This is a genomic window from Chryseobacterium cheonjiense (assembly GCF_012927265.1).
GTDB lineage: Bacteria > Bacteroidota > Bacteroidia > Flavobacteriales > Weeksellaceae > Chryseobacterium > Chryseobacterium cheonjiense.
On sequence record NZ_JABBGF010000001.1, the window covers coordinates 692,390 to 719,135 of the forward strand.

The following is a 26,746-nucleotide window of genomic DNA, read 5'->3' on the forward strand; positions in this document are numbered from 1 at the left end:
TAATAAATAAAACCCCGAAAAGTTAATTTTCGGGGCTTTTAATTTTAAGTGTTCAGAGATAAAATGATTATATTTTTATATAAAGTTCTTCCCTGATTTCTGTAAGTATCTTTGTTGTTTTTTTGATATCTGGAAATTCCGGAAGCTTTGAGCCTGAATAATAAAATTCTATAGATTTTATAAGTTCCTCCGCTTTTTTCATAACCTCATCGTATGAACGGTTTCCGGCTTTAATATCCAGCAGTTCCTCACGGTTTTCTACACGGATATTCAGAGAGCCTGTTTTGAAAATCTGCTCGCATGACTGCAGGAGACGGATGGTATGCATCATATTTTTGCTGTCATAATTCTGTCCGTGGTTTTGGTTGACATTGTAGCGGTCTTCATTGCGTTCGGAAACCCACTTCCAATACTCGCGGTAGTCTTTGCAGTAGGCAGAATACGCATCCAGGTTACAGAACATGTAGGCAATAGGTTTTTCCTCTTTCGGAACCGAAGAAACCGAAACCTCATTGGCCTCTTCATGCTGAATAATTCCTTTATAGTGTAAATCTCCCGATTCATCAGAGAAAAGCGCAAACATTCCTTTGGTGTTATCTATATTTACCAGCCCGCATTTTTCCTGTTGTAAAACACCCCGTCCTTCGGACACCCCTCCAGAGGAGGGGAATTCCCGCAACCACTTTTTCAATGGAACGGAACCCTGATCCCGCAAAATATAGCAGAAATCGAGAATGGATTTCTTTTCTTTATCCATCGGGTTCAGAATTTTTTTGTTGAGTCCTTTTGCTTTTTTAATCTGTGAAATCGCATATCCCGCAAATGTGTCTTTACACAATTTGGATAGGAAATCTTCAGGTTTCAACAAACCCATTAACGGATGTTTAGACTGTATGCAATCTTCCGGAGTAGCCAGTACTTCCAGTATATTCGGATTGTTCTTCTGCAGAAGCTCAACAAACCTTCCGATTTCGTAATACGTAATATCATTGGTTTCATTGGAGACCTGCGGAATATAGTTTAGCCCGAAAAAATCTTCCCTCGGAACAAAATATACACCACGGATATCAGTATCCGAGTTTTCCGTAGCCAGTCCGAAAGCCCGGCTTCCGGAGATCGCTTCGAAAAGGATGAGGTTTCGGGATGTTAATGTTCTTATGGTCATAACTTATGTAGTACTATTTAATATTTCTCTGAAAACTCTTTCCATTTCATTCTTATCCATATTTGCTGCCTTCAGATTTTTAGCTTTTTCTTCATTATCCAGTAGTGTTTTTTCTAAAAAACCGAAAAGTTCCCAGTCGTTTGGATGGTAATATGATTCTCCTTTCATAGCTTTTAAGGCGATCAGATTTTCTATTTTTATTCTGGTTAAATCATCTACCAACACAAGCAGCTCACTGAACAAAACAGGGGGAACCGTTCCTTTTTCCAATATCCATTTTCCGGTTAATGTTGTTCGGAGGCAGTAGAAATAAGATTTTAGTTTTACTTCGTCGTTTCTGCAGGCTTCGAGATATTTTTTGCTCATGCTCAGATAATGATAAGAAACGGCTATCGGAGAAAAACACTCGTTTGCCAAAGGTTTGAACAGTTCATAAAACTTTTCATCTTTCACATAGATGATAGGAGAGTAAAACCAGCTTAACAAAGCCGCATTTGACTTCAGCAGTAAGTGAAAAGTTTTCCTGAGATCCCATCCGGAACCATCCAGATCATCCTCTGTCATGAATTCTATTGTTTCATCCTTATCCCAAGGGGAAAGATACCAATCCTTTTCGTGACGGTAGATAAAGCGTATATCGTAATCGCTGTCGGGAGATGCAAATCCCCAGGCACGGCTCCCGGATTCTACGGCAAGAAGTATTTCTATACCGCGTTTTTCCTCGACTTCTTTTAATTTTTCTATTATTTTTGGTGTCATGATTTCAAATTTGATACAAAATAAAAAACACCCTGCGCAATCTTTTTACGCAGGATTATTTTTTTATATTTTATACTTTTTGTAACGCAAAGTTTTTTTCTAAAATCTTTTACTTATAAGGAGCAAAGCATGACGGCAAAGCCTTTGATGAAGCTTACTTATAGACATTTGCCTAATCAGATTAGCTTGCTGATCCATTCTCTGCTCTCTTTAATGGATACAGTAGAACATAAGACTTTGCGTTACATTCTTGTGATACAATATTATGCAGATTTAGCCTGAATTTACTATGCGAAAATTCTTGTAAAACTATCTTTCTCCAGACTTTCCAAAGAAAAATCAAAGTCAGCTTCTTCTTTATCAGAAACGATTTTGGCCCCCAATTCCGACATCAAAAGATTAAAAGACATAGGTTCGTACCATTGCTGATACAATGCGTTCGTCGCCATCAGGGAGATTTCTGTATTTCCTGAAACATGAGCGTGTCCCGCTCCGAAATTCAGCAATACGAAACACTGTTTTCCATCTTTTGGCAACAACATTCCTAAAACGGTCTGCTTTTGTACGGAATTACATTTTGCTTCCGCAAAAAGATGGTTCGGATTCATCATATAATCGTAAGAAACAGCATCGCCTTTTCCGATAACAATTTTATATCCGCAGTCGCTGTTTCCGTTGAAAACGTTGTTCATTACCAGAGTCGGAGCCATTAAGCCTCTGTTTGCGTAAAGATATTCTACAGCACCTTTTGGCGCGGAAGTCATATCTCCGGAATACATCAGCTGACATGAATTTTGGTTATAAGCTGCATTCCATCCGATTTTTCCGGCAATATTTAATCCCGAAAGGTCAAGATCATAAGCTCCCCAAGCGTTTTCCCAGTAAATTCCTATAGCTAATCTTTCACCAAAGAATCTTGTTCCCGTCGGAATATTTCCTACAAACATCTTTTCAGAAGTCGGTAACGCAAATTCTATGTCTTCAGGGAAATAGAATTTCTTTCCTTCAAAACGATACTTTGATTTTAAATAGCTTAAGATAAAATCGTAGTTCAGTTCATTCACGGAAGTTCCGATAGATTTTTTCGTCCATGATTTTCCGTTTCGGATTCTGTACACAAAAGTATCTTGACCGTACATTCTTGAATAACAAGCCGATAAAGCTTTAAACAATGCAAACGGAGTGGCATTTTCCAACCATTGCAGATCGCTATTTTCCAGTAATATATTGGTTGCGTTATTCAATGGATTAGAAATTAATGGTTTGTGATAAATTTTCGACAATTTTGAAATTTTATTAATCACCTTTGGTGCTCTGTTTTTATAAGCTAAAAATAAAGGTTTGAAACGGTTAAAAATTTCCGCCATTTTTTCCAGTCCGAAACTTTCAAAAAGATAAGTCGGATTGAATTTACTTTGCTTAATATCATTAATTAAATCATCGTTTTTAATTAATAATGTTTCTCTAGTGGTTTTGTAGATCACATAACGCAAAAATTCAACATTATTTTCGGGATAAACATCGTAACGGTCGGCAATTTTTATGATGGCTTCTTTGTTTCTGATATTTTCTTTTCCTGTGAAATCATATTCCAGTTCGTTGTGCAGAATGGATAGTAAATCATCAATCGTTTCTTCTTTCAATGCAATTCCTGATCTCAGAATAGCAAGACATTTTTCCTGAAGTTCTTCTTCGGAATATGCTTTAATTACTTTGAAATTCAGCTTCAGATCCGGGATATTCAATACTTCATCCGGAATATAGACTTCGCCCTGAAATTTACTTCCGTACGTTGAAAAATAATGAAATATCTGTTCCATAAACAGTTCGAATCTTGTACTTTCTTTAATCTTCTGCCACGACTTATGGAAGGTTTTGTTGAGATCATTTCCATTCAGCTTTTCTTTAGCGTAGTAAGAAATAATTTCTTTTTTTGCCCACATTGCATGAGGTTCGATGATGAAACCATCCTGTGAAATAAATAATCCGGCATCCGACTCTTTTGCCAGTACAGCGTTGAATAATTTTAATGTTTTCATTGTTTTTAGTTTAAAAAATAAGTTAGGAGTAAGATACATTAAAAGTGAGGTATTATAGGAACTCCTTTTACCTATAGTTTCTAAAAAAGCGGGGAGTAATTTTCCAAAAATATAGGAACTCCCTTTGCCTTAAAGTTCTTTAAATTTTACCTAAATTGTGTTTTGAGGAACAGGCAGGACTCGAACCTGCGACCCACAACTTTGACGTTTACAGGAACTTTATTTGCCAAAAAGCGAAAAGTAATCTGTTGCTCTACCATCTGAGCTACTGTTCCTACCTTATGATTAATATTTTCATTAAACCTACAGGCTTTTACACCTGCAAGGTTCTTCGGGTATTAGTTTTCTTTTTGTTAACGTATTGCTCTTAATCTGTTTTTACGAATAATTTTGAATTCTTAATCTTAATAATCCGACTTAGGAAAATGTAGCGTTAAGAATATTAAAATTTAATCCGTTAAAAAATTTCCACTGTCTGAAGTGCGACTGCACTTTTGAACCTAAGAACTTATCTTGAATTCGCGCAAGTTTTGGGAATTTTAGGATTAAGTTTTAATTTTTAGCGGAAGTTTCCAGGTTTTGAATTTTTGTTTCTTTTGTTTCAAGACAAAAGAAATTTTACGCTTTCCTAAACTTCTTCTTTTTCTTCCAAGGCGCATTCTTCTGAATGTCACCCGCCATGATACATCCGTAAGGCATCACTTCATCCAGCACTTCACACAATCCGTATTCTTCGATCTGTGCCCGTACATTTTTGGCACTTTTATAAGCGGTTGGAAGTTCTGAAATATCAATATCATGGGTAAAGAAACGGACATCCAGCCCCTGGGTTTCTTCTGCAAAAACTTCTTCAATCGTTTTATGGGCCAGCGATTTTTTATGCTGGGTTCTGCTGAAGTTTCTTCCTGCTCCGTGCGGCGCAAAACCAAGATTTCTTTCGTTTGTTGTTCCCTGTACAATCAGAACCGGTTCTGCCATGTTCAGTGGAATCAATCTTGGTCCGGTAATATCCGGTAAAAATTTATCATCCAATGGTGTTGCTCCTTTGGCGTGGTAGAACAGATCTCCATCTCGGAAAACGAAATTATGCTCATTCCAGTACCGGTCTTCTTTCTCGATGTTCATTTTGTTTAAAACTGCATCATGAATGGATGTATGGTTTTCCTTGGTCCATTGTCTGATCAGCTGTAAAGCTTCCCAATATTGTTTTCCTTCTTCCGTATCATAGGGAATCCATGCGTTTTCCTTTAATGTGTCCGGGGAAATTTCCATCCTGAATTTGTTGGCGACTTTCATTCCCTTATCATACAAAGCCGCACCCGGAGCTCTGGAACCGTGATGCGTTACCAACATGGTGTTTCCGGTATTTTTTGAAATTCCGACGAACAGGAAATGGTTTCCGTCTCCCTGTGTTCCCATATGCGAACGGGCAATGCTGATCAGTTTTTCGTCATTCAGGAAATCATTTTCCCTGAAAGCATCCATTAATTCCTGAGACATTGGCATCTGTTCACCTCTCGGTCTTCCTCCGTATCCGAAATGAGTAACGGAATGGGCGATATCTAATACTTCTTTAGGATCTGCCTTTCCAAAATCCGTCAACATGACCGAACAGCAGATATCCGCACTATGAAATCCGGGATGAATGGCATTTTTTGCCACAACCACTCCTCCGACAGGAATATGCCCTGCAGGACCTGTAGGACAGGCGTCCGGCATGATCGCTCCGTCAATTAGCGTAGGTGTTTTCATCAAAACTTTCATGGTGTTGATTACTTTTTCCACATTGTCATTTTCGCTTTCGTGTTCGGCTCTGATGTTGATCACAAAATCTTTGGCCGTTTCATGAAGCGGAATCAGTTCAGGCTGCTTAAATTGTTCCAGGTATATTTTGATTTGATGTTCGTCTAAATTATTTTCATTAATGAATTCGATTGCTTCTTTAAACCATTTTGCAGGTCTGTATCCTAATTCGATTAAATGAGTTCCGTTAAATTCCATGTTCTTATCTTTTTATTGATGCAAAGTAAGAGTACAAGTGTGCAATCTTTTTGCGCAGTTGGGATTATTTTGATTATTTTTGAGAAAATTTAGATAAAATGTTGTTTGAACAGTTAGAAAACGCGCCCGAAGAAATTCAGTTTAAGAATGTCATAGCCTTTATTGACGAGCATTATGATTTCACCCCTACAAGATTCACCAATGGAAATACAGTAAATGAAGCCAATCAAAACAACGGTTCGTGCAAAGTGTTTGGTTTTGCGCAACTGCTTGATTTAAGTAAACAGGAGACCCTGAATCTTTTCGGTGAATTTTACAGGGAAGATGTATTAAAAAATCCGGACGGAAGTGATCATCAGAATATCAGAAACTTTATGGAGTTTGGATGGGACGGAGTTTCTTTTGAAGGAAAAGCTCTGCAAAGAAAATAGAAATTTATATATAGGATTTATAACTCTTTCGAAAAAAGCCAATTGTAAATGAGGTACAGACAAGAGAAAATATTGTGCAACAGAAACTTCAAACTTATTACAGAGATGAATGAGTTTAGAATGTCGTTATGGATTAACGGTTTCGGATTGGAAAATGCAGCGACAGGTGAGGAAATTCTTCCACTACTTTCCCATTTTAATCTTGATACTATTGAAGAAGTGAATGAAGAGATTTTAAAAATAAAGTTTAGGATTTATCCTGATGGCTCAAAAGATTATTCAGTCGAAGTTAATCCATTTTATAAAAGATTTGAATATAAAGGAAGGATTTATTCAACCGATCATTTTTATAAAACCATTACTGGGGAAGATTTCAGGTAAATACGGTTAGGAAACTCCATCTTATTTTAATTTTATGGTGGAGAAACCTTATAGGTTTTTAAAACCTATAAGGTTTGACCTGAAATATAGCACTTATTAATTTAAAAACAATGTCATCCAACAAAAACGCCCTGATCCGCTACAAAACGCTTGATAAATGCTTAAAAAACAAATTCCGGAAATACACGCTGGAAGATCTTATCGATGAATGTTCTGAAGCACTGTTTGAGTACGAGGGAAAAGAATCTTTTGTAAGCAGACGCACGGTGCAGCTCGACCTGCAGAATATGCGCAGTGAAAAATTCGGGTATGAGGCTCCGATTGAAGTGTACGAAAGGAAATATTACCGATACAGCGATCCCAATTACAGCATTCACAACATTTCCGTCAATGAAAGTGACCTCAAAGCAATGAATAATGCAGTACAGATTTTGAAGCAGTTCAAAGATTTTTCCATGTTTAAAGAAATGAACGGGGTCATCCAGAAACTGGAAGATTCAATTCATGCAACTCATCACAAATCGATCATTCACCTCGATAAAAACGAGCAGCTGAAAGGCCTTGAGCATATCGATATTCTTTACGAAAGCATTATCGGCAAAAAGGTGCTCCGCATCTTATACAAAAGCTTTACCGCAAGAGACGCGAATATTTTCACCGTTCATCCGCAGCTTCTAAAAGAATACAATAACCGCTGGTTCTTAGTATGTGTCTACAAAGGGAAAATGTATAACCTTGCTCTGGACCGCATAGAGCATATTGAACAGGAAGAAAAAGCAGAGTATATGGAACGGAATCTTGACGGAGATGAATACTTCAAGGATATCGTAGGCGTCACCGTTTCCGAGACAATCAAACCCCGGAATGTTGTTTTTTTTGTTGATGCCTCCAACGCGCCTTATGTGAAAACAAAACCATTTCATAAAAGTCAGGAAATTGTTAGTGAAACAGAAGAGGGGACATTGTTTAAAATCTGTGTGCAGATCAATTATGAACTGGAGCGCCTGTTATTAGGCTTTGGTGAATGTCTTATCGTGCATCAGCCAAAGAAACTGAGAATGAGAATGCAGGAGAAATTCAGAGCGGGATTTAATAATTATAATAACCTGGATTTAGAAGGTGGGGACTAGAACAAATTCTTTGTGGCTTGGAAATTGTATTACCCAAAATACAAAAATAATAATATGAAATCAAGAATATTAAAAGCTGTGGTAGCAGTGGTAGCACCTTTGGTGATAGAATTTGTAATTAAAAAAATAGCTGAAAAGTTTGATGAAAAACCAGCTGAAGATAAAAGGCGGGTTCCTGTACAAAATTGGGAGTAGCTAATTTAATATTGTGAAAAAAGAGGTGTTATGAACAACACCTCTTTTTTTTATACAAAATCGTAAATACCGTTTTTCCAGCCTAATACTTTTGACGAATCTGCCTTCAGCCAGTTTTTAAGAACAGTTGCATAGACTTTTCTGAAATCTTCAGAGTAAATAAGATCGCCTTCATTCAGCTTTGTGAGATCGGGTAGTGGATTCAGAATTCCTTTTTTCTTCAGTCCGCCACTGATAAAAAACATCTGGTTGGCTGTCCCGTGATCAGTTCCCTTGCTGGCATTCTGAGCAACCCGCCGTCCGAATTCCGAAAACGTCATCAGTAAAATATTATCAAAAAGGCCATTGCTTTTCATATCTGCTACGAAAGATTTTACGGCTTCATTAATATCACTGAACAACTTTTGCTGTCTTTCATTTTGATTGACGTGCGTATCAAAACTTCCGATGGAAAGGTAATAAACCCTTGTGTTAATATCAGATTTAATTAAAGAAGCAACTGTTTTAAAATCTTTTCCGAGCTGTGAATTGGGGTAGGCTTGTGTTGTCTGTTTCGCCTTGCTCTTTTCAAAAATATATCCGGCATTGTTGATGGTGGAACCCAGTGTTTGATAGAGATAGGAAACCGTTTCATCGTCGTGATGATGATCATAGAGCGATTTGAAATATTTTTCCTGGCTGGTTTGGTACAGTCTTTTAGGATCTTTAAATGCAAAAGCTTTATTTTTTTCACCTTTTAACGCAAGACTGAGCATATCATCTACTTCCAAAGCCTGGGTCGGATGCTCGCAACGGTAACATTCTTCATCGAGAAACCTTCCGAGCCAGCCTGTGTCCAGGTATTCATCGCTTTTGCTGGCGGAATGCCAGATATCCATGCTTCTGAAGTGCGATTTATCCGGATTAGGATACCCTACATTGTTCATGACCGAAAGTTCGCCGCTGTCATACAGTTCTTTAAAATAAGAAAGAGCAGGATTGATTCCTGTTTCATCGTTCAAAGCCAGCGAATTATTAATGGCAATGCTGTTTCTTTCTTTAAAATAGATGTCATTCCGCACCGGAATAATCGTATTGAGGCCGTCGTTTCCTCCTGTGAACTGCAGGACGATCAGTATTTTCTGGTTAGGCTCCAGCGCTTCGTCGAACGTCATCGCTTTAAGGAAATTCGGCATCAGTAATGAAGCGGTCGCTAATGAGCTTATTTTCAGGAATTCTCTTCTTTTGATTAGCATAAGGCTGGGTTTTAGGTTACATTACATCAACTGATATTCAGGAGTGCACATCAGATTAATAACATTCATTTTAATACTGTTGTCTGAAAAGTTTTTCACAGAATCCAAGTCTAAAGATTTTGAGCTCTGAATCAGATATTCTTCAGGATTTTTTCCGTTGAAAAATTTTTCCACACGTTGCCAGTCAATCGTAATATTTGGATTTTTAAACGATTTATTCATTGCATTTTCCGGGGATTTCATTCCCATATCGATATCATCATCCGGCCGTGGTCTGTATTCTAAGGGCCGTAATCCCGACCAGATCTGGGGAATCTGGAGTCTTAACATCAACGTAGAGCTGTCGATCCAGGATTTTCCGTTGGGCCAGCCCGCGACATTCGGCGGATATAAAAGCATCTGTCCCAGTAATTTCTGGTAAACAATGAGATTTTCCGGATTCTGAATATTCATCGGTAATGTACGCATGATTCCGGCCATCAGTTCTATCGGTGATTTTATTCTGTTTCCGATATTTTTCTGATCATAAAACCATGAGCTTGAAAATATTTCGATCATCAGTTTCCGGATATCATAACCGGATTTGTAAAAATGATCTGCAAGCTGGTCAATAATGGCCTTATCTTCAGTTTCATTGACAAAAAAGCGGTAAATTTTTGCTGTAATAAATCTGGCTGTGGCTTTCTGTTCAAGAATAATATCTAACACATCATTCCCCGTAAAGTTTCCGGTTTTTCCTAAAAATGTTTTTGATCCTTCATCATGGAGTTTTTTTCTTTCCTGGAAATTTCCTTCTTTATCGTAGCCCCAACCTGTAAAAGCTCTTGCACCTTCCCGAATGTCTTTCTCCGTATAATTTCCTCTGCCCATTGTGAACAGCTCCATTACTTCCCGTGCAAAATTTTCATTGGGATGATCTTTTTTATTTTGCTGGTTGTTAAGAAAACCCAGCATAGCAGGAGCTTTGCTTACTTCGAATAAAAGATCCCTGAAATTTCCCAGCGCATTTTTTCGGATAATATTCAGGATTTGCCGGTTGAACTTTGGATTCTGTACTCTTGAAGCGAAGTGTCCGTGCCAGAAAAAAGCCATTTTTTCTCTTAGCTGTTCCGTACCGGTTACCATTTTATAAAGGAAATTCAGGTTTAGTTCTTCATTCTGCCGGCGGTTGATCTTCTGGATTTCTTTTCTCTTTTCTGCCGGAGATTTATCGTTCATATAATCTACAATTTCGGTATCGGGCGTATCATAATTGATATACGTAAAAGTCTCTTCTTTCAGAAGTTCATCCAATAACGTTTTGGAGTACTTGTTTTTCAGGTCTTCAAACTGGTTGATTGCTGCTCCAAAGCCTGCGCGCCAAAGCAGATGTTTATTGTGGATAATTGACAGGACTGTCATAGCTGTATTTTGTTTTTGGATGGTGTTATGGTGATAAGGTTAAAAATTACAACGGTTAACAATTGTTAATATAACAAGCTTAAATGGGTTTTTGTCATATAATTAAACAATCATTTAAATTTTAATAAATTTAATGTATTGAAAATCATTGTTTTGTAATTATGTTTAAATGTAAAACTGTTGTAGACGCCCTGGTTGGCACGATTTTTACAGTTTTCAGCTTAGTAAAATTAAAAAATCAGAGTTATGAAAATGTTAAAACATGCAATTTTATTTGCCGGAATTTTTACTGCTGGAGCTTTGAGTGCGCAGAGTGCACAGATGAATAATATGATTAAAGTAGGAGCAAATGTTGGTTTAGCAGTTCCTTCTGATAATACATCAATGGCAGTAGGTGTGGATGTAGCATATCAAAACCTTGTGACTCCGGGATTCGGATTGGGGATTGCTACAGGATATACTCATTATTTTGGAAAAGATAACAACGGATACAGCAATAACGATGTAGGGGTAGTTCCTGTGGGTGCGCTGATCAGAATTTATCCGAAACAGACAGGTTTCTATTTTGGGACTGACTTAGGATATGGTTTCCTTGTTGGTAATGATAAGGTAGCTTCTAATGCTTCTCTTGACAGACCGGATGGCGGTTTTTACATCAAGCCGGAGATCGGATATCATAACCAGGACTGGAACTTTTTCGTGCAGTACCAGAAAGTATTTGTAGGAAGCAAAGGAGATTTGCCGGGTCAGGACTATAATGTTGGCAACCTGGGTGTAGGATTTTCCTACAACATTCCATTAGGAAAGTAGTTAGATTTAAATATAAGCAATTATTAGCCAAACCTTTTCGAGTTTTTGAGAAGGTTTTTTATTTCTAACGAAAATTTACGAAAAGTATTATTATATTTGATAAAATTTGAGGTTATGATTTTGAATCCGAAATTTCCGCTTTATTTACCAGGAGCAAAAAATGCTGGCAATGATAACATTTCAATCATTGGCGCAAACCTTCGTGAAGATATTACAACTTTAGGTCATTTTATTTCCGCCAACGGAGGCCTTGAGGTTAAAATCCAAAACAGTTATCCAACCAAAGAATATGCTTCATTTGCAGACATTTTAAGGAAATTTATCCAGGATAACATGCTGGAAAATGTAAAGAGACTTAGTGTGGCTGTACCCGGCCCGGTGATTAACGGGAAGAGTAATCCGATACGACTGGGGTGGAATCTTGATATTGAAGATTTTAAAAGAGATTTTAATTTTGAAAAAGCAGATATGCTTAACGATCAGGAAGCTTCAGCATACGGAATGGGACTTCTGGAAGATTCCGATCTTGATCCTATCTACACCAGCGGAAATCTTGAAAAAGGAAATGTTGCCATCCTCGCTCCCGGAAACGGACTTGGAGAAGCAGGGTACTTTTTCGACGGCAAATACATAAGACCTTTCGCAACGGAAGGCGGACACTCCGAATTCTCCCCGAGAACCAATGTAGAGGTAGAGTTCTACCAGTTCCTGAACAATATCTATGGAATTGTAAGCTGGGAAAATGTATTGTCCAAAACAGGATTATTTAATATCTACCGTTTTTTAAGAGACGTAAAAAGACATCCCGAACCGGAATGGCTTGCCGAAAGACTGTCAGAAGGAAATTTCGTACAGGAACTTTATAAAGCGGCCGTGGAAGATGATGTACTGATCTGTAAAATCGCTTTAGATACCTTTATAGAGTTTCTTGCAAGAGAGGCAAATAACCTTACCTTAAAACTGAAGGCAACAGGAGGTTTATTAATCTCCGGCGATATTCCACAGGAAATCAGGTCCTACATTGATAAGGATAAGTTCTACGAAAAATTCAAGATCAGTGATAAAATGGAAGAAATGCTGAGAAACATTCCGATTTATCTGAATAAAAATGAAAATACAGCTTTGAATGGCGCAGCGCTATACACCGCTTATTATCAAGACTAACTTTAAGCTCCGGATTTCCGGAGTTTTTTATTTATAAAAATTATTGCATTAATTGATATACATCAATGAAATCTATCGTTTCTGTTGATTACATTTGCATCAGTAAATAATAAACAAGCAAATAATTTTTTATCAATGAAAAAAATATTCCTATTAGCAGTTTTAGCGAGTGGTTTAGCATTCGGACAGGCAAAAAAAGTAGTAAGCTCTGATGTTCAGTGGTGGGGTTACAAAATCGCAAAATCTGAAGCGAGTTCTCACAACGGAACCGTAAAAGTAAAATCCGGTGAAATGGTAATGAAAGGTAACCAGTTGGTTGGAGGTACATTTGTATTAGATATGACTTCTATCAATTCAACCGATCTTTCCGGCGAATATCAGCAGAAGCTGAACGGGCACCTTAAAAACGGAGATTTCTTTGAGGTAGAAAAATATCCTACTGCAACTTTCAAAATTACAGGTGTGAAAAAGAATAATGATAAAGTATACAATTCTTTAGTAACAGGTAATTTAACGGTGAAAGGAAAAACAAACGCGATTTCTTTCCCTGCAAAAATTACGTATGCCAACGGAACAGTAAGCTTAATGTCAAATAAATTCTCAATCGACAGACAAAAATTTGATGTTGCATACAAATCTACCATGCAGGATGTTCTTGTGAAAGATGACATGGATTTGCAGGTAAAAGTAACAGCAAAATAATTTAATCAAAAAAAGATTGTTAAAAGTGTAGAAGTTCTACACTTTTTTTTATTTTTGTTGAATTGTAAATAAAAAAGAATGAAAAGATTACTATTGTTTGCTATGATGTGTGTATGCATGTCATTTGTTTTCGGTCAGAAGAAAGGAGATAAAGTGGTAAAAGTAACATCGTCGGAGATCAGATGGTGGGGATATAAAGTAGTGAAAACAGTTCCTACAACGCACTCGGGGACCGTAAAGCTGAAAAGCGGAAAGTTTACTTTTGATAAAACCGTTCTTGTAGACGGAGAATTTGTGATCGATATGAAGTCGATTATGGCAGGTGATGTTTCAAGCCAGGATGAAGATATGGTAAAACTAACGAATGATCTTAAAAGCACCAATTTCTTCGATGTTAAAAAGTTTCCGTTGGCGAAATTCCATTTAACGAAGATTATTCCACTGGCAAACAGCGATTATAACTCTACAGTTTATGGTGATATAACGATAAAAGGAGTAAGAAAAACAATTACTTTCCCTGCAAACGTTTATATCACACAGTTTACGGTAGTAATAGAATCTGCAAAATTCTCTCTGAACAGAAGAGATTTCAAAGTATTCTATCAGTCTTCTCTTAAAGATTACTTTATTAAGAACGAAATGGATATTCAGTTTAAGATTTCAACAGAGAAATTGGATAACGAAAACAGAACCCCTGTTAAAAAGAAAAAATAAGACATCCGTCTTTATATAAATCAATGAGCGATTTCTTCTGAAACCGCTCATTTTTTTTGTCTTAATTTTTTATTTTAGTAGTATGAAAATATATGTAGTAAGCGGACTGGGCGCAGATTTTAAAGTGCTGGAAAAAATACAGTTTCCCAAACATCATGAAGTTGTTTTTATCGATTGGCTGATTCCTGAGCAGAATGAAGAATTTCTGGATTATGTTGAGAGAATGGCTGAAAAAATTGATGATTCGGAGCCGTTTTATCTGTTGGGATATTCTTTTGGCGGAATTCTGGTTCAGGAAATAAATAAACTAAAGCCAGCCCGGAAAGTGGTCATCCTGGGCAGCATCAGATCGGATAAGGAAAAATCAGTACTCATAAAGACCGGACAGATTACCAGGATTCCGAAACTCTTACCGGTAAGGCTTTTCAATGAAAAGACAACCAGTATCTATTCGATGTTCAGAAAATTTTTTGATCCTAAAAATCCTAAAATCCTACAATATTTTCAGGTAAGAGATCCGTATTACCTTAAATGGTCTATTGAAAAAATATCCGACTGGAAATTTGATGAAAATCCGGATGTTATCCAGATTCTGGGGGATAAAGACATTGTTTTTCCCATTAAAAACTGTCGGCCAGATTATATTATCAAAGGAGGAACTCATCTTTTTCCTGCAACTAAATCTAAAGAAGTATCAAATATTTTAAAAGGGGTATTTGATTAATTTATTACTAAAATTTAAAATATGCCATAATTTTTAGGGGGTTAAAAAATATTTTATATGTTTTTTTTTGAAAATTTATTCTTACTTTTGAAGGGGTAATACATGAATTTATGACAGTTGGTTTAAAATGGATTGTTTCATTTTCCATTATAACATTGGTTGCAGTAGGCGGTTTATTCTGGAGTCCTATTGCAGATTTTCCGAATACCGGAGAATTTCTTAGTGAAGATAAAATTGTTGGCGCCGATGTCGCTTGGATTCTTGCTGCTGCCGGTTTGGTTTTACTTATGACTCCCGGACTTTCCTTCTTTTACGGAGGAATGGTAGGAAAGAAAAACGTAATTTCAACTATGCTGCAGAGTTTTATTGCACTGGGAGTAATTTCTATCCTTTGGGTGGTGATTGGTTTCTCCCTAGCCTTTGGCGATTCCATTGGCTTTACTATAAATGGAGAACATTATGGTATTATAGGTAATCCGATGAGCTACCCGTTTTTCAGCAGGGTAGGGGTGTTGCCTCACAAACAGATGGCCTCTACTATTCCGTTTATTCTTTTTGCTTTATTTCAGATGAAATTTGCCGTGATCACGCCTGCTTTGATTACAGGGTCTTTTGCCGAACGGGTACGTTTCATTTCCTACCTTTTGTTCATGGTGCTTTTCAGTATCTTTATTTATACGCCGCTTTGTCATATGGTTTGGCATCCGGACGGATTGCTGAATAAATATTTCGGCGTGAAAGACTTTGCAGGAGGAACGGTTGTTCACATGAGCGCGGGTTTTGCGGCACTTGCCGGTGCAATGGTTGTAGGAAACAGAAAAAGACCACATCATGAGCCCTCTAATATTTCTTATGTCTTACTGGGAACGGGAATGCTTTGGTTCGGATGGTTCGGTTTTAATGCGGGTTCTGCACTTAGTGCCAATGCTACTGCAGCCACAGCGTTCGGAACAACAACGATCGCCTCTGCTTCTGCGATGATGACCTGGATCTTTTTCGACCGTATCAATAAAAGAAAAGTTTCTGCTTTGGGAGCATGCATCGGTGCAGTGTTAGGCTTGGTCGCCATTACACCGGGATGTGGTTTTGTTTCGGTTTCTGAAAGCTTATTTATCGGATTTATTTCTGCAATTGTTTCTAATATGATGATGAACTGGAAAGCGCTGAAAAAAATAGACGATACGCTTGATGTCTTTGCCTGTCATGGCGTCGGCGGAATTATGGGAATGATCCTCACTGCGATTTTTGCCCACGGAGAAAATGCAAGCCTTCTTCATGGCGGACTGGAAGTTTTTGCCCATCACATGGCTGCATTGTTGTTGGTTTCCGTATTTACCTTTTTCGGATCATTGCTTTTATATAAAATTACAAACAGAATAATTACACTGAGGGTTTCGGAAGAATCAGAAAATCTCGGCCTGGACATTTCTCAGCATGAAGAAAGCCTTTGCTGAAAAGTGAATAATGAGGGTGAAAGTGAATGGTCAATATTGAATCTATTAGGTTTAAATTTAAATTAACTGCGAAAGCAAATTGACTATTCATCATTGATATAAAAAAATCTACTAGTGTTCATATAGTTTTAATTAGAAAGCCGGAGCTGATTTTTCATCTCCGGCTTTTGCATTTGGATTTATCATGTATCTTTGCGTTAAAGAAAAGGAAGAATTTCTATATGGAATCAATATCGGTTTTTGAAATCATAAAAGTGGGAATTGGTCCGTCCAGCTCACACACAATGGGACCCTGGAATGCAGCTTCTGCATTTATCAGGATTATAAAAAGGGAAAGGTCAATTGCGGAAGTGAAAGAAGTTTTCCTTGAGTTTTTTGGCTCTCTTGCCAAAACGGGCATCGGACACGGAACCGATATTGCCGGAATGCTGGGTTTAAATGGTGAAGATTTTAAAACCATTGATACCACAAAAATTGATGAAAAAATAGCTGAAATAAAAAGCTCGCAAAAAATTAATCTCGGGGGCGAAAAAGAAATTCCTTTTATTTATGGCCATCATCTCGTGTTAAATATGAAACAGTCGCTGGATTATCATCCTAACGGAATGATTTTCAAAGCCATTTTCGATGACGGAACTGAACTTGTGCAGGACTTCTATTCCGTAGGAGGAGGTTTCATTATGAGCCAGGAAAAAAAGTCAATTGAAAAACACTGTATCCGTACTTTATATCCTTGTCATAAATCTTCGGATATTGTAAAATATTGTGAAAAACTGGGTCTTACGAAAATTTCAGACCTGATTCTCATGAACGAAGAAAGCTGGAGAACACAGGAAGAGACCAGACAGGAAGCATTATATATCTGGCAACAGATCAAAGAATGTATTTATAAAGGTGTTAATAAAGAAGGAGTGCTTCCGGGAGGATTAAATGTTTCGCGCCGTGCTGCCGGAATCAACAGAAAATTATTAGGAGATAAGATCTATAAAAATAAAGATGAATGGTTTCAGCAGGTTGTTGACGCAGAAGAAAATTTCACCAATATCAACAAGTGGATTTCGTGCTTTGCACTGGCGGTGAATGAAGAAAACGCAAGCTTCGGAAGAATTATCACTGCGCCTACAAACGGGGCGAGCGGCGTTATTCCTGCCGTACTGATGTATGCTCAGGCTTTTACACCCTTTACGAGTGAAGATGATATCGTACGTTTTTTGCTGGTAGCAGGTGAAATCGGAACTTTATTCAAGAAAAATGCAACCATTTCTGCAGCAATGGGCGGCTGTCAGGCGGAAGTTGGGGTCTCATCGGCAATGGCTGCGGCAGGACTTACTGAAATTCTCGGCGGCAGTGTCGGACAGGTTCTTATGGCTGCAGAAATCGCCATGGAACATCATCTGGGAATGACCTGTGACCCGATCAAAGGTTTGGTTCAGATTCCATGTATCGAGCGGAATACAATGGGTGCCATAAAGGCAATTACCGCTGCTAATATCGCATTGGAAAGTGATCCTGCGAAAGCAAAAGTAAGTCTAGACCAGGTAATCCAAACAATGTGGGAAACTGCTTTATCTATGAACGACCGCTTTAAGGAAACTTCCGAGGGCGGACTGGCAATTGCAGTGAATGTAGCGGAATGCTAAGATTGGCTTAATTTATAAAGAATAAAAATCCTCAGAATGAAATAGTTCTGAGGATTTTCAATTAATATTGTAATTTAGGTTACTTTAAAGTTATTTTTTCACCGTAATCCCAGGATTTACCGCAAGAAGATCCCGTTCAAAATCATTAAAATCCTTTGGCGAAATAACAATACTTCCGGATTGGTAATAGATTTCTACCCTACCCATAATCGAAGGGGCAGGAGACGAAATCATATTCCATGTTTTTTCTATTTATAAATGTCTTTAATGTTGATTTTTGTTGTGCCGAATATTGAATTTTTGACATATAAAAAGTCAGAATCCAGCTGATAACGAATCGTATATATTAGAAATAATATCACAGCGATAACGGCAGAAGGTACGAAAACTATTTCCCAATTGTTGTTTCTGATTTCTGGAATAACAGGGAAAAATATAATACAAAAAACAGGAATAAAAAGTTCCCATCCGATTCTGACAGGTATATTTTTCATAGTTAAGATGCTTTTAACAAATTTAAGAAAGAACTAATTATCAAACATTATTTATCTAAAATTCCCCTGATTTTATTGGCGTTTGAAATCAATTCTTCAAGATACCCGTAATTTTCTTTTTCTAAAGCCGATTTGAATTTTCTTAATTGAGAGATATGCTCGTTGAGTACATCCAGAACATTCTCTCTGTTTTGCTTAAAGATGGGCACCCACATTTCCGGGTGTGACTTTGCCAGCCGGACAGTGCTGGAAAACCCCGAACTCGCCAGCTGGAAAATGGTTTCTTCCTCACGCTCCTTTTCAAGAACGGTATTGGCCAGCGCATAGGAAGTAATGTGTGAAATATGGGAAATGTAGGCAGTGTGTACATCGTGATCCTCCGCATTCATATAGATTGTGTGCATATCAAGGCTTTCAACAATTTTTTCTACGGTTTTGAGGGCATCTTCGGAAGATTCTTCTCTATTGCAGATTACTCCTGCTTTTCCGGCAAAGCTCTCAGAAATTGCTGATTTCGGACCGTTGTTTTCGGTTCCCCACATCGGGTGGAAAGCGACAAACCTTGATCGGTTTGGATGATTTTTTACGGCTTGTACAATTCCTGCTTTAGTAGATCCCGTATCCATTACAACCTGCTTTTCGGTGATGAGATCCAGAATCTGGGGAAGGAGTTTCCGTGCAGCATCTACCGGAATTGCAAGAATGATGAGATCAGAATTTCTGATTCCATATTCAAGATCTGCATGGGCATCAATTATATTTAATTTCAGCGCTTCATTCAAATGGTCAGTGTTGTTATCGATTCCATAAATAAAATCTGCTATTCCTTTTGATTTCAGTTTTAAGGCAATTGATCCGCCGATGAGGCCTGTTCCTATAATACTTATCTTCATTATTTAAATTTTAAAAATAAAAAACCCCGTCCGGGGACGAGGTTATGTTTATCTATACAGAAATCCTTTATCCCAAATCTGAGCTAAAAATTTCATAATAATATGTTCCGATGTTTATAATCATAACACGAAGATAGGTAAATTTTTTTAATTGAAATTAAGAAAATGAATGGTGAATTTTGATTTGCAGGTCAATTGTCAATTTGTAAATTTGCGTGATGATAACAAGTTAATTGCCTTTTAAGATTCACCATTCACCTTTATTAAGGATTGCTGATGATCAACGTGGAAGGAATATCCGAAAGCCAGAGACTTTTACTGTCAATCAGATTTTTCCAGCTTTTATTGCTGATCAGCATCAGGTCCTGAGAAGTGAGAAATTCTTTTTCAATTTTCTTCTCGTTATATAAAGTGATGTGATTGGGGGCTACCTGCTCAATACTCCGGATGAGTTCTTTTACTTCAATATTGCTCCGGATCTGGCCGGCAACATCAAGAATGATAATCTGGGAATTGTTATTGTTGATGAGCCTTTTGGCATATTCAAGGAGATAAAAGTCGCTGAGATTGAATATCGGAACGAATACTTTATCTGCGGCGCTGAAATTTTTATCCACCATAATCCCTACCGGAATATTGGTTTTATCTAAAATCTGAAGGGTAAAATCGTCAAAAGGAGATGTATTGAAGATATTGCCTTTCCCTTTTACGGTATTGAGCAGTTTTTCAGGGTTAATGATTTTAGTGGTGAAACCTAAAAGCCTTCCCAGCAAACTTCCTTCATACATTGATTTTCCCAGCATAATAAGCAGGAGGTCATAGTTTCCTTTATTTGAGATCTGGGTAAGATCGCTTTCGATATCGGTAGAAGCTTTAAAATGAGTGGTGATTTCCAGGTTAAGTTCCTGAGAGGTTTCGATTACATTCCGGAATTGTTCGTTTTCATATTCATTGATATCATAAGCGTGCATTTCGTTTACCGGGGCAATATTGATAGCAGTTATGCTCTTATTGGCATTCATTTTTTTTGTGAAATCGTGCGCAAGCTTCAGCAGAGTGCTTGCCGATTCGGGATTATCGAAGGAAAGCAGAACTCTGTACCGGGCAGTATCATTATCATTACTTTCATCTTCTGTTTTTTTAGATTTAAAAATAAAATTAATAAAATCCAGCGCCGGTCCCGTCATAAAAGTGGTAAATAAGGCCATAATGACCATCATGGCAAAGATTTCAGGACTTAAAACGCCAAGATCATATCCTATATTCAGGACGATTAATTCCATTAATCCTCTTGTATTCATTAATGCTCCGATGGTTAAACTTTCTTTCCAGTTGATACCTAAAAATTTAGCCGTTAAAGCGCTGCCTGCAAACTTTCCTACAACAGCGGTAAGGATGATAAACCCTGCTGTGATCCAGAGATGTCCGTCATTCAAAAGTCCGATCTGCGTACGAAGTCCGGTGAAAACGAAGAATAGCGGGAGTAAAAGAACCAGCGCAACATCTTCTACCTTATCAATGAACATGGTTCGGAATTTTGCATTTTCCGGCATAATGGCACCGGCCATAAAAGCACCGAATAATGCATGAATACCAATGACTTCCGTAATGTATGCCGAAAGGATTAATGTTAAAAAAAAGATAGCGACCATCGGTCTGTTGATCGTATTTTTACCGGCCTGAAGATCTCCGATTCTTTTTAAGAACGGCCTTACGATTTTTATCATCAAAAATACATAGGCTATCGCCATTAAAATCACATAAATAGAACTGGCAAAAGACCCGGCCTTTACAATAGCAATTACCGCTGCCAGAATACACCATGCTGTAATATCATCTGCTGCGGCACAGGTAATAACTACTGTTCCGAGCTTGGTTTTCTGAAGGTTTCTTTCCTGAACGATTCTGGCTAATACCGGAAAAGCAGTAATGCTCATGGCAATTGCGATAAATAGAGCAAAAGAGGTAAACTGAATTCCGTCCGGAGCAAATTCCCGGTAAATAAAATACGAAAGACCTACTCCCAGAGCAAAAGGAATGATAATACTGGCGTGGCTGATCACTACGGCATCATGTGCTTTCTTTCTCAGTACGCTGAGATCAAGCTCCATTCCTACTATGTACATGAAGAGAATTAGTCCGATCTGGCTCAAGAACTGTAGATTTCCCAAAGATTCTTTCGGAAAGAGAAATGCAGAAAATTCTGGGAAATACATTCCTACAAGTGAAGGCCCCAAAACGATTCCCGCAATCATTTCACCGATTACGGAGGGCTGCTTGATCTTGATGCAGATCCAACCGAAAAGTCTTGCGACAAAAATGATGGTAACGATCTGTGCAAGGAGCAAAGCCAGCGGGTGGTGAAGATTAGCCGTGAAAGATTCTGTAAAGCTTTCCCACATGCCAGAACCTGTGTTTTTGGAAGGTGCAATATTCTCCCCGATTTCCAGTGTCCTTCCTTCCACAAAAAACCAGTACATCAGCATCGAAAAGAATGCAATGGTGCTTACGTAAAAAATAATATTCCTATATTTTCCCAGATTCATACTCCGATTTTTTGCAAAATTGGTAAGAATAAAATTATAATATATACTATTCTTTTTTAAATGTAATGAAAGCAATAAAAAATGCAGTTAAGTTATTTTTCAAATAACTCGGAAAGCCTCTTTTTATATATTTCTCCAATCTGAAGCTTCAGAAAACTGTTGTCATTAACAGGAATAGTGGTGATAATTTCGTTGGTAGAAAAAACTTTAATGGAAGAAAGCGCGATGATTTCTTTTTTATTCACCTGTGCAAAATCTTTTGCAGGAAGCATCTCCAGAAGGGTTTTAAAATTAAGGTTTTTCAGTACGATACCGGTGCCGTCGTTGAGGATTATATCTTTGTCGCGGCTGTCGATCTCAGAAGTTTTAATATAGGCGATCTGGTCTGTAAAAATTACGGTTTTGCCGATGTTGGTATTCCACTCAATAAAATCTTTTTTATGACTTTTCTGCACGAGTTCTTTCGCCTTTTCAAATGCCTGCATGAGCCTTTCTATTTTAATAGGTTTCCTTACATAATCTACTACATTAAGGTCAAAAGCTTCTGCTGCATACTCCTTATAGGCTGTGGTGAAAATAATTTTTTTTGAATCATGAATCAGTTCTGCAACCTGAAGGCCATTGATTCCCGGCATTTCGATGTCTAAAATACAAACGTTACAGTCAATATTTCCGATCTCATTTAAAAAAGCTTTCGGATCATTGAATGCTTTCACAACTTCAACATTATCAATCTGTTCGCAAAGCAGTTTCAGGTAGCTGATAGCCAGTAATTCATCATCAAGAATAACGCATTTTATCATAAAATTCTCCTAAATTGATGGTTAATTCTGCGGTGAAGATACCGTTTTTTGAATTTTTATGCAGCGAGTAGAAATTATTGTAAATCATTTTCAGACGCTGATCAAGCGACTGGCTTCCGAATCCGCTTTTCTCTTTTTCAAGAACATTTTTGAGCGAAGCTTTATTGCTTACTTTCATTGAAAAAATTCCCTGCTGCAGTTCCATGTGAATGGCAATAAAAGAATCCTGAGCAAGAAAATCGGTGTGTTTAAAAGCATTTTCAATCAGATCAACGGAAATCAGCGGTGCAAAAACTCTTTCTTCAAACAAAGCATCAAATTTATCGATTTTAGATTTAATTCTGAAATCAAAGAGGGGATTTACCTTTATTTTATTAATCTCAATTAAGCTTAAAGCGAAATTTAATTCTTCTTTGGGGCTTACAAATTTATTGTTGCTTTCATAAAGAATATAATCAAGAACGTTGGCTAGCTTATCGAGCGACATATACGTCTGATAGGCATGTGACTGTACTGAATTAAGAATATTTTTGAATAAATGCGGATTTAGTTTTGTACCGATGTGTTCCAGCTGTACTTCATTCAGCCGCTGCTGGATCATCTTATTGGCTTCGCCAAGCTTCGCATTTTTAATCCTGAACTTCTGGTTCTGGCTGAACAGGTAAATGCTTACTGTCACAAAAAAGAAAATGGCAAACACCCCGATGAATATCAGATAATCATGAATCATGTAGTAATTGCCGTCCATTAAGTTTTATAAAAAAATTAGATATTTTTCCGATATATTTTCTCTGAAAGATCCGCGTTTTATAGAATCATTTTTTACACGAATTTTTTCAAGGGACTCTATTGTAAATTCTTTTGACAGCTTATCTTTTTGCACAAGCATTTTTACTTTAGGACACTTAAAAAGACAGCTTACTAAAAAAGGACTTGTTGTAAAATATCCATTTTTATCGGTGTATAATCTTACCGGTTCAGAAAGTCCTTTAACAGTATACCTGAAATTATCTTTTACTCCTTTTTTTCGCAATTCTTTTCTTTTCGCAAGCGAAATGGTATCAAATTTATCTCCTGCTTCTGTTATGGTGTCTTTATTGTTGAGAATCAAAGCGATATAAGCATTTTCTATCGGTTCGTGTTTATGATTATAAACATTTCCTTCGTAATGTAGTACAGCCTCGCAGGAACTGAGTATAATTGCAGATAAAAAACAAAGAAATACGGATAATCTGTTTCTTATTTTCATTTTAAATTCATGTAAAAAAGTCTACTTCAGTTTTTTCAGAGATGTCATTGTTGCTTTTTCCTCACACTTTTCAAATGTAATCTCATATGCCGGATTTTTGTCAGGATAAACTAAAAGATAATCAGGACAGGGTTTTTTCTGGGCATGGCTTTTATCAAAATCAATTTTTCCTTTGGTGATGATGCTGTCTTTTAGGAATTTTTCATCAACCTTTGATGCAGCCATTTCAGCTTTAAACTGATCGGAATAGGTGAAATCTTTAGACAGTGTTTCTGCGATGACACGGCTGTTGGGAAGATATCCGCTGCAGCTTGCCCCTTTTTTGTTTAAAATAAAAAATACGATAATAAGTCCCGGAATAAGACCTATCATATAAAATTTGAGTTTTTTCATTAGAAGATTAAAAGATTGATATCGTGATAGGTAAGCCCGAAACGGTCGCAGATGATTTTCTTCGTATGTCGTCCTTTGTACATGTAAAGGCTTTGTTTCATTTCATTTTTGCGGACCAACATATTTTCAAAACCGCCTTCTTCATCATAATGAAGAATGTAGGAAAGGAAGAAATTGGAAATGGCCTTCGTTGTTGTTCTTGGCATTCTTGACGTTAGATTGGGAAGTCCACAGTGAATCACGCCGTGTTTAATAATGTAAGGATCTTCCATGGTGGTCAGCTCGGATGTTTCGATTACTTTTCCATTGTCAATGGTAATATCGATAATAACGCTGCCTTTTTTCATTTTCATGACCATATCTTCGGTCACAATCGGTGTCATATTGAGTCTTGGTAACGCTCCGATCACCACATCGGCTCTTCTTAATGCTTTTTTGAGTTCTTTAGGATCAATGATGGAAGTTGGAACCCGGCTGTCTACTAAAGTGTGAAGTCTTCTGAGCTTTGAAAGTGAATTATCAAAAACCCTTACGCTAGCTCCTAAACCGATGGCTGCTTTGGTTGCAAATTCACCCACGATTCCGGCTCCGATGATAACCACTTCGGCTGGCCTTACTCCTGTAATTCCTCCCAGCATGAGCCCGTTTGATAAAGCTAATAATTCTGAGGCATACAGTATGGAAACTGTTCCTGCAATCTCGCCTACAAGCCTTACTAAAGCTAATTGCTTGTATTCATCAACGATAAATTCGAAGGCTATGGCATTTACTTTCTTTTCTGCAAGTTTAAGGAAATAATCTTTATCCCGGAGATTGATCTGAAGAGCAGACACGAGATAAGTATTAGGACGCATATAATCGATTTCCTCATCGGTGGGAGGGTTTACTTTAAGAATCAGATCCTGAGAAAAGGCTTCTTTAGGATCATTGGTAATCTTTGCGCCCGACTCGGAGTACTGAAGATCTGTAAAAAAAGAACCCACACCGGCACCGGATTCTATAATGATTTCATGACCACTTTCTACCAGAACCTGTACAGCATCCGGAGTGATACAAGCTCTTCTTTCATTCAGGGAAGTTTCTTTAGGGATTCCTATGCTGAACTGTTTTCCTTTTTTGATGACCTCCAGCTTTTCTTCTTTCGGCATCAGTTCCTCTTCGGTAAAAGGAGTAAAAATATTTGTCGTACTCATCCTTTAAATAATTAAATTCTAACAGATCGTTATTTTACATTCAATTTCAGAAACAAAGATACATAATATTTACTCGAATGAGATTTCTCTGTGTTCACCTGTGTTAATGATGCTCATTTCGTGGTATTTAAGACCGTAAAGATCATCTTCATATACTTCAGGCCATTCAATAATACACAAAAAGGCATTATCGAGATACTCTTCCATACCGATATCGTAGACTTCATCAATATTTTTTAAACGGTAAAGATCAAAATGAAATATTTTTCCCTGAGGGGCATTGTACTCGTTAACAATAGAATATGTGGGAGAACTTACCTCATCCTCGCTTCCCAGCTTTTTAAGGAGAAATTGGGTGAAAGTAGTTTTCCCCGCTCCGAGATTCCCTTTCAGAAGAAGGATGTTGTGTTGTAATCCTGAAGCGACTTTTTCCGCAATATGTTGCCAGTCGTCCATATCATGAATCGTGAATTGCATATTTTTAAACAAAGATAATTAATTACAATAAATTTTTTATAAACAAAAAAATACTGAAGAAATTCTTATTTCTATTCGGCGTTTTATTTACGATCTGAATACAATTTTAAAGCCTATTTGTCATTTTTTAGATTATTAATGTAAACCTGATTTAAATATTCTGCCCGTGTTTTTGCTCTTTCAGGATTTCTGTAACGGTTATTTTTTACGGGGTTTTCATAAAGCGATACAATTTCTGCTATTTCAATAGATTGCAATTCTTTAATATCCTTTTTAAATAAGGATTGCGAAAGTTTCGAAATACCTTTTCTGTTTTCCAAAAAGTCGAAATGGCTAAAATTAAATGAAAGACATTCTTCCTGACTGTAATGACGTTCAAGATATCTTGCAACAACAAAGTGATCTATACTTTTTTTGTTGTTAATTGCTAAAACAGGTGTCAGTTGAAAAGCGGCAGCTTTACAAGGGCATTCCTTTATCCGAGCATTCTGACCTATCAGTAATTGTAATACGGTATGCCACGAATTTTCATGCAAAGCATTCGGGTAGAGGGTATTGTAAAAATTGGTGAAATTTTCCGGAAGTTTTTCGCTGGTCTTTATTTCGTGAGTAATCATTCGTTTATCAGAATTACCGATGATAAATCTTCCAGCAAACTCAACATACAAAAACAGTAAAACAAGTGCTGTAAATGCTAAAGCTGTAGAGATTTTAAAATATTTCATCATATAAATGGAGCTATTTTATTCAAAA

Annotated in this window: 28 protein-coding genes and 1 tRNA gene; 11 read left to right on the top strand and 18 right to left on the bottom strand. The window is 37.3% G+C overall.

Translation table 11 applies throughout. The annotated features are described in order from the left end of the window. Window positions 1–67: 67 nt before the first annotated feature. The 5 genes from HHL20_RS03230 to HHL20_RS03250 form a co-directional block, all read right to left on the bottom strand. Entirely contained in the window at window positions 68–1,165 is a 1,098-nt protein-coding gene (locus tag HHL20_RS03230; RefSeq protein WP_169229746.1) for a nucleotidyltransferase domain-containing protein, read from the bottom strand. A gap of 3 nt (window positions 1,166–1,168) precedes the next feature. Further along, window positions 1,169–1,924 carry a nucleotidyltransferase domain-containing protein gene (locus HHL20_RS03235; RefSeq protein WP_169229747.1) on the bottom strand — a complete coding sequence of 252 codons (756 nt, stop codon included), beginning with the start codon at window positions 1,922–1,924 and terminating at the stop codon, window positions 1,169–1,171. 287 nt (window positions 1,925–2,211) lie between these two features. Further along, on the bottom strand, window positions 2,212–3,963 hold the full coding sequence (locus tag HHL20_RS03240; RefSeq protein ID WP_169229748.1) for a hypothetical protein: 1,752 nt from the start codon (window positions 3,961–3,963) through the stop codon (window positions 2,212–2,214). Between the two features lie 165 nt (window positions 3,964–4,128). Continuing rightward, window positions 4,129–4,238 (bottom strand) — tRNA-OTHER (locus tag HHL20_RS03245). 343 nt (window positions 4,239–4,581) lie between these two features. After that, window positions 4,582–5,964: an RtcB family protein gene (locus tag HHL20_RS03250; RefSeq protein WP_169229749.1), complete on the bottom strand. Its 1,383-nt coding sequence runs from the start codon at window positions 5,962–5,964 to the stop codon at window positions 4,582–4,584. A gap of 98 nt (window positions 5,965–6,062) precedes the next feature. On the opposite strand from HHL20_RS03250, the gene HHL20_RS03255 reads away from it, so the two are divergent. The 4 genes from HHL20_RS03255 (at window position 6,063) to HHL20_RS03270 (ending at window position 8,101) form a co-directional block, all read left to right on the top strand. Continuing rightward, window positions 6,063–6,395 carry a HopJ type III effector protein gene (locus HHL20_RS03255; protein ID WP_169229750.1) on the top strand — a complete coding sequence of 111 codons (333 nt, stop codon included), beginning with the start codon at window positions 6,063–6,065 and terminating at the stop codon, window positions 6,393–6,395. A 48-nt stretch (window positions 6,396–6,443) separates the two neighbouring features. Beyond that, complete coding sequence (locus HHL20_RS03260; protein ID WP_169229751.1) at window positions 6,444–6,776, top strand: hypothetical protein; 333 nt, start codon at window positions 6,444–6,446, stop codon at window positions 6,774–6,776. Window positions 6,777–6,886: 110 nt separating this feature from the next. Next, window positions 6,887–7,906 (top strand): helix-turn-helix transcriptional regulator, encoded by a 1,020-nt coding sequence (locus HHL20_RS03265; protein WP_169229752.1) that lies wholly within the window; start codon window positions 6,887–6,889, stop codon window positions 7,904–7,906. A 54-nt stretch (window positions 7,907–7,960) separates the two neighbouring features. Further along, window positions 7,961–8,101 (top strand): hypothetical protein, encoded by a 141-nt coding sequence (locus HHL20_RS03270; RefSeq protein ID WP_169229753.1) that lies wholly within the window; start codon window positions 7,961–7,963, stop codon window positions 8,099–8,101. Between the two features lie 50 nt (window positions 8,102–8,151). Here HHL20_RS03270 and HHL20_RS03275 read toward each other — a convergent pair whose 3' ends face one another. Beyond that, the gene (locus HHL20_RS03275; RefSeq protein WP_169229754.1) at window positions 8,152–9,336 is read right to left on the bottom strand and encodes a DUF1501 domain-containing protein; all 1,185 of its coding nucleotides are present in this window, start codon (window positions 9,334–9,336) and stop codon (window positions 8,152–8,154) included. Between the two features lie 21 nt (window positions 9,337–9,357). Further along, entirely contained in the window at window positions 9,358–10,737 is a 1,380-nt protein-coding gene (locus tag HHL20_RS03280; RefSeq protein ID WP_169229755.1) for a DUF1800 domain-containing protein, read from the bottom strand. A gap of 246 nt (window positions 10,738–10,983) precedes the next feature. Between HHL20_RS03280 and HHL20_RS03285 the strand changes: the two genes are divergently transcribed. From HHL20_RS03285 to HHL20_RS03315, 7 genes are all read left to right on the top strand, one after another. Beyond that, window positions 10,984–11,547: a hypothetical protein gene (locus HHL20_RS03285; RefSeq protein WP_169229756.1), complete on the top strand. Its 564-nt coding sequence runs from the start codon at window positions 10,984–10,986 to the stop codon at window positions 11,545–11,547. Between the two features lie 114 nt (window positions 11,548–11,661). Next, complete coding sequence (locus tag HHL20_RS03290) at window positions 11,662–12,711, top strand: glucokinase (protein WP_169229757.1); 1,050 nt, start codon at window positions 11,662–11,664, stop codon at window positions 12,709–12,711. A 135-nt stretch (window positions 12,712–12,846) separates the two neighbouring features. Beyond that, window positions 12,847–13,413: a YceI family protein gene (locus HHL20_RS03295; RefSeq protein WP_169229758.1), complete on the top strand. Its 567-nt coding sequence runs from the start codon at window positions 12,847–12,849 to the stop codon at window positions 13,411–13,413. A 78-nt stretch (window positions 13,414–13,491) separates the two neighbouring features. Continuing rightward, window positions 13,492–14,127 carry a YceI family protein gene (locus tag HHL20_RS03300; protein ID WP_169229759.1) on the top strand — a complete coding sequence of 212 codons (636 nt, stop codon included), beginning with the start codon at window positions 13,492–13,494 and terminating at the stop codon, window positions 14,125–14,127. Window positions 14,128–14,209: 82 nt separating this feature from the next. Further along, window positions 14,210–14,851: an alpha/beta hydrolase gene (locus HHL20_RS03305; RefSeq protein WP_169229760.1), complete on the top strand. Its 642-nt coding sequence runs from the start codon at window positions 14,210–14,212 to the stop codon at window positions 14,849–14,851. 110 nt (window positions 14,852–14,961) lie between these two features. Continuing rightward, window positions 14,962–16,305, top strand: coding sequence for an ammonium transporter (locus HHL20_RS03310; RefSeq protein WP_169229761.1), 1,344 nt, complete (start codon window positions 14,962–14,964; stop codon window positions 16,303–16,305). Window positions 16,306–16,526: 221 nt separating this feature from the next. Further along, on the top strand, window positions 16,527–17,945 hold the full coding sequence (locus HHL20_RS03315) for an L-serine ammonia-lyase (RefSeq protein ID WP_169229762.1): 1,419 nt from the start codon (window positions 16,527–16,529) through the stop codon (window positions 17,943–17,945). 90 nt (window positions 17,946–18,035) lie between these two features. On the opposite strand, the gene HHL20_RS03320 is transcribed toward HHL20_RS03315, so the two are convergent. The 11 genes from HHL20_RS03320 to HHL20_RS03370 form a co-directional block, all read right to left on the bottom strand. Next, window positions 18,036–18,179, bottom strand: a complete 144-nt coding sequence (locus HHL20_RS03320) for a PH domain-containing protein (protein ID WP_169229763.1) — start codon at window positions 18,177–18,179, stop codon at window positions 18,036–18,038. A gap of 14 nt (window positions 18,180–18,193) precedes the next feature. Beyond that, a complete protein-coding gene (locus HHL20_RS03325; protein ID WP_169229764.1) occupies window positions 18,194–18,439 on the bottom strand; it encodes a hypothetical protein in 246 nt (81 codons plus the stop codon). A gap of 47 nt (window positions 18,440–18,486) precedes the next feature. Beyond that, complete coding sequence (locus HHL20_RS03330; RefSeq protein WP_169229765.1) at window positions 18,487–19,332, bottom strand: prephenate dehydrogenase; 846 nt, start codon at window positions 19,330–19,332, stop codon at window positions 18,487–18,489. Between the two features lie 263 nt (window positions 19,333–19,595). Then, window positions 19,596–21,872, bottom strand: coding sequence for a cation:proton antiporter (locus HHL20_RS03335; RefSeq protein WP_169231104.1), 2,277 nt, complete (start codon window positions 21,870–21,872; stop codon window positions 19,596–19,598). Between the two features lie 98 nt (window positions 21,873–21,970). Beyond that, entirely contained in the window at window positions 21,971–22,681 is a 711-nt protein-coding gene (locus HHL20_RS03340; RefSeq protein WP_169229766.1) for a LytR/AlgR family response regulator transcription factor, read from the bottom strand. Further along, entirely contained in the window at window positions 22,659–23,429 is a 771-nt protein-coding gene (locus tag HHL20_RS03345) for a histidine kinase (protein ID WP_185194791.1), read from the bottom strand. The genes HHL20_RS03340 and HHL20_RS03345 overlap by 23 nt, the downstream gene beginning before the upstream one ends. Before the next feature lie 6 nt (window positions 23,430–23,435). Next, window positions 23,436–23,930: a hypothetical protein gene (locus HHL20_RS03350; RefSeq protein WP_169229767.1), complete on the bottom strand. Its 495-nt coding sequence runs from the start codon at window positions 23,928–23,930 to the stop codon at window positions 23,436–23,438. Window positions 23,931–23,951: 21 nt separating this feature from the next. Then, window positions 23,952–24,323, bottom strand: coding sequence for a hypothetical protein (locus HHL20_RS03355; RefSeq protein WP_169229768.1), 372 nt, complete (start codon window positions 24,321–24,323; stop codon window positions 23,952–23,954). Beyond that, window positions 24,323–25,516, bottom strand: a complete 1,194-nt coding sequence (locus HHL20_RS03360) for an alanine dehydrogenase (protein WP_169229769.1) — start codon at window positions 25,514–25,516, stop codon at window positions 24,323–24,325. Before HHL20_RS03360 ends, HHL20_RS03355 begins: the two co-directional genes overlap by 1 nt. Before the next feature lie 69 nt (window positions 25,517–25,585). Next, window positions 25,586–25,993, bottom strand: coding sequence for a tRNA (adenosine(37)-N6)-threonylcarbamoyltransferase complex ATPase subunit type 1 TsaE (gene tsaE, locus HHL20_RS03365; RefSeq protein WP_169229770.1), 408 nt, complete (start codon window positions 25,991–25,993; stop codon window positions 25,586–25,588). A gap of 113 nt (window positions 25,994–26,106) precedes the next feature. Then, window positions 26,107–26,721: a transglycosylase domain-containing protein gene (locus HHL20_RS03370; protein ID WP_169229771.1), complete on the bottom strand. Its 615-nt coding sequence runs from the start codon at window positions 26,719–26,721 to the stop codon at window positions 26,107–26,109. Window positions 26,722–26,746 lie beyond the last annotated feature (25 nt).